This window comes from Paractinoplanes rishiriensis (genome assembly GCF_016862375.1).
GTDB lineage: Bacteria > Actinomycetota > Actinomycetes > Mycobacteriales > Micromonosporaceae > Actinoplanes > Actinoplanes rishiriensis.
This window is the reverse complement of the sequence record NZ_BOMV01000143.1, coordinates 1-4,530: the sequence shown is the minus strand read 5'-3', so window position 1 is coordinate 4,530 and position 4,530 is coordinate 1. Positions and strand designations below refer to the sequence as shown.

The 4,530-nt window shown below is 68.4% G+C and carries 1 protein-coding gene; it reads left to right on the top strand.

Annotation, left to right across the window (positions count from 1 at the left end):
- Positions 1 to 412 precede the first annotated feature (412 nt).
- Positions 413 to 4,530, top strand: a 4,118-nt coding sequence (locus Ari01nite_RS49185) for a peroxidase family protein (protein WP_203791644.1), incomplete at its 3' end; no start/stop codon positions are given.

The window sequence follows — 4,530 nt, the reverse complement described above, 5'->3', positions numbered from 1 at the left end:
AGCAGGCCAGCCGCACGACACCCTTCCCGGCGCTGCGGTTGAGCCGCTGTTCTGAAGCTTCCCGGTCGTTCGGCGACGGGCTTCAGGACGCGCACAGACTCGCTTCAGCCGGACGAGACTGCGGCAACAGGTCCGACACCGATTATGTGGCGAAAGGTCCGGCAAATAGGGCCATGCCCAGGCGCGGGAGACCCCCGAAGCAGGTGCTCGGATTCACGGCAGATGGCGGTGCGTCGGCTTTTTCGCCTCCGATCACTCCTTGCTGGGACGACGAGAACCGAGCTTTCTCCCCGCCCCTCCCGTGAAGGAGAACCGCCGAATGTCTCCATTCTCGAAAAAGCGTGGGAAGCCAACCGGCTCCCGGCTTCGTGCGAGCGGAAACATCGCGCTCAGCGCGGTGATGGTCGCAACCATGATGCCATTGTTCGGGGCCACCCCGGCCCACGCGGCTGTTGGCCAGGGTTTCAACATCAACCCGTCGGACCTGAAGTTCATCCTCAAGCAGATCCAGATCGCCGAAGCGCACGCCCAGACGGCCTCAGCCGAGAACCCGTGCGGCACGCTGCTGGGTAACGGCCCCAACCAGATTCCCGACGAGGGCCAGCAGGGAGCCGAGCTGCCGTGGGGTCTTCGTACCGTCGACGGAACGTGTAACAACCTGCTGGCCGGTCAGGAGAAGTTCGGCGCCGCCGACCGGGCATTCCCGCGAATGACAACGCCGACCTTCAAGAGCGCCGAGAGCGCTGCCGCATTCGGCGGAGCGTCGCCGTCGTCCTACAACCAGACGGCTCCCGGCAACATCGTTGTCGATTCGCAGCCGCGCGTGATCAGCAACCTGGTCGTCGACCAGACCGCCGACAACCCGGCCGCGGTCGCTGCCGCCGGAGAGGGAGCGGAAGCCGACTCGACCGGCACCCTGCCCATTCCGAACGTCGCACCCGATGCCGGCCTTTCCGCCCCGTACAATTCATGGTTTACGATTTTCGGGCAGTTCTTCGACCACGGTCTGGACCTGGCCAACAAGGGCGGCGGCACGGTCTTCGTCCCGTTGCAGCCCGACGACCCGCTGTACAACCCCGCCACCCCCCAGACCAACTTCATGGTGCTGACCCGGGCCACCAACCTGCCCGGTACCCAGGACGCGGTCAACCAGACGGCCACCTTCGTCGATCAGAGCCAGACGTACGCCTCACACCCCTCGCACCAGGTGTTCCTCCGTCAATATGCACTGGCTGAGGGGCGGCCGCTCGCGACCGGCGCGATGCTGGAGGGCGCGGAAGGTGGCCTGGCCACCTGGTCGTCGACCAAGGCGCAGGCGGCCGACCTGCTGGGCATCCAGTTGGTGGATGCGGACGTGTTGAACGTCCCGCTACTGAGCACCGACCAGTACGGCAAGTTCATTCCCGGTCCGAACGGGTTCCCGCAGATCGCCACCGCCACCGGCCTGGTCGAGGGCGACCCCACCGCGAACGGCGGAGCGGGCGTTCTCGTACCGGCCAACGCTGCCCGTACCGGTCATGCCTTCCTCGACGACATCGCGCATCACGCGGTGCCGAAGCAGGCCACCCCCGCGCAGGGACCGGGTCGCCCAGCGCAGCCGGCGTTCACCCCGGACACCAACACGACGCTGGACGCCACGGCGGCGGCGGGGACGTACGACGACGAGACCCTCGACCGGCACTTCGTCGCCGGCGATGGACGGATCAACGAGAACATCGCGCTCAGCGCGGTGCACCACATCTTCCACTCCGAGCACAACCGGCTCGCCGGCACCGCGACCGGCAGCATCAAGGACGTGCTGCTGACTCAGGACCCCACAAGCGTGGCCAACTGGCAGACCAGCCCCGGCGTGTGGAACGGCGAGCGAATCTTCCAGGCCGCCAAGTTCGTCACCGAGATGGAGTACCAGCACCTGGCGTTCGAGGAGTTCGCCCGCAAGGTACAGCCGATGGTGAACCTGTTCTCCGGCTACGACAGCACGATCGACCCGGCGATCACCGCGGAATTCGCGCACGCCGTCTACCGGTTCGGGCACTCGATGCTGAACGAGACGGTGCCGCGGGTGAACGCCGACGGGTCGGCGAACGACGTCAGCCTGTTCGAAGCCTTCCTCGACCCGGTGGAGTACACGAACGGCGGGACCGCGGGGGAGCTCACCCCGGATGAGGCAACCGGGAGCATCGTGCGGGGACTGACCAGCCAGGTCGGCAACGAGCTCGACGAGTTCGTCACCGACGCGCTGCGCAACCGGCTCGTCGGCCTGCCACTCGACCTGGCGACGCTGAACATGGCCCGGGCCCGGGAGACCGGCGTGCCATCGCTGAACGCCGTCCGTCGCCAGTTCTTCGCCCGGACCGGCGACTCGGCGCTGGCACCGTACGCCAGCTGGAACGACTTCGGACTGGGCCTCAAGCACCGCGGATCACTGATCAACTTCGTGGCGGCGTACGGCACCCACCCGTCCGTCACCTCCGCGACCACCCTGTCGGCGAAGCGGGCAGCAGCTGCCCTGCTGGTGGCCGGCGACCCGGCAAACCCGGCCACCCCGCCCGACAGCGTGACGTTCATGGAGAGCGCCGCGAGCACCTCGGGCCTCGACAACGTCGACCTCTGGGTCGGTGGCCTGGCGGAAAGGCAGGCTCCGTTCGGCGGCCTCCTGGGCTCCACGTTCAACTTCGTCTTCGAGCAGCAGATGGAGAACCTGCAGGACGGCGACCGCTTCTACTACCTCACCCGGACCGCCGGCCTCAACCTGCTGGTTCAGCTCGAGGGCAACTCCTTCGCCGAGATGATCTCCCGGAACTCGGATGCGGAGAACCTGCCGGCGGATGTCTTCTCCCGGCCGGGCTACGTGTTCAACCTGGCCAACCTGGGTACCTCCGGGCCGGTCCAGGATGACCCGGCGACCCCGGACTACAACGAGTCGCAGCTGCTTGACCGGCTTGCCGACGGAACCATTCGGTACGGCCGCGACACCGGTTCCAGCACGCACGCCGGCGACCTGCACGTCCTGTTCATCGGCACCGCCGCCAACAACGGCATCAGCTCCAGCGAGGGCGACGACACGGTCCGCGGCAACGACGGCAACGACCGGCTCGAAGGTGGCGCCGGCAACGACGGCATCATCGGCGGCCTGGGCGACGACATCATGACCGACACCTTCGGTGACGACGTGCTCAAGGGCGGCGACGGCAACGACGCGATGAGTTCCGGCTCCGGCGCCGGCGGCGACCTGAACCAGGGTGGCCGGGGCAACGACTTCGTGGTCGGCGGCGCGGACATCACCGAGACCTTCGGCGGCCCCGGCGACGACTTCGTCTTCGGCGGGCAGTCGACGGACACCGTGTTCGGCGACGACGGCGACGACTGGATCCAGGGCGGCCCGCAGGCCGACCTGCTCCAGGGCGACAACGGTGCACCGTTCCAGGACGACCCGAACACCCCGGGACACGACGTGATCGTCGGTGACGGCGGCGCGGACGACTTCGACGCCGAAGGCGGCGACGACATCATGGTGGCCGCCGGTGGCGTGTCCCGCAGCGAGGGCGTGCTCGGCTTCGACTGGACGGCATACAAGAACCGGGCCGCTCGGCAGTGCCGGACCGGTCAGGTGGCTCCCTGTGGCGCCGACGCCGACCTCAACAAGAGCGTCTTCGTGGCACCCGCGATCGACACCCTGTCCGACCGGTTCGACCTGGTCGAGGGCCTTTCCGGGTGGAACCTGAACGACACCCTGAGGGGCAGCGACAACGTGGCCGCGGACATGATCGGCCACGAGCTCGACGCCGCCGGTATCGCCCGGATCAACGGTCTGAACGCACAGCTCAACGGCGCGGCCAGCTTCACCGGCGGCGACATCCTGCTGGGCGGCTCCGGCAGCGACACGTTCGAGGGCCGGCTGGGCAACGACGTCATCGACGGTGATTCGTGGCTGAACGTGCGGCTCAGCGTCCGGACCGACCCGGCCAACCCGGCCACGGAGATCCGCAGCGCGAACAGCATGCAGGAACTGCAGGCGGACATCTTCGCGGGCACCATCAACCCGGGCAACATCGTGATCGTCCGCGAGATCGTGGCCGGTTCCGGTGGCATCGACACCGCGGTGTTCTCCGGCACCCGGGCCGCCAGCACCATCACCACGGCGGGCGGCGTCACCACCGTCACCGGCCCCGACGGCATCGACACGCTGCGCAACGTCGAACAACTGCAGTTCGCCGACGCCACGGCCGTCCTGCAGGTGCCGGCGGCGCCGACGAACGTCACCGCGACGGCGGGTAGCGCCCAGGCGACCGTCACCTGGACCGCCCCGGCCCCGACCGGTCAGCTGCCGGTCACCGGGTTCACGGTCGAGCGGACCGACGGCACCACGGTGGTTCTTACGGACGTGCCGGCCACCGCGACCAGCTTCACCGACACGGGCCTGACCGTCGGCACGGCGTACACCTTCCGGGTCCGTGCCGTGAACGCCGCGGGTGCGGGTGCCTTCTCCACCCCGTCGAACCCCGTCACGCCGGTAGCGCCCATCACCGC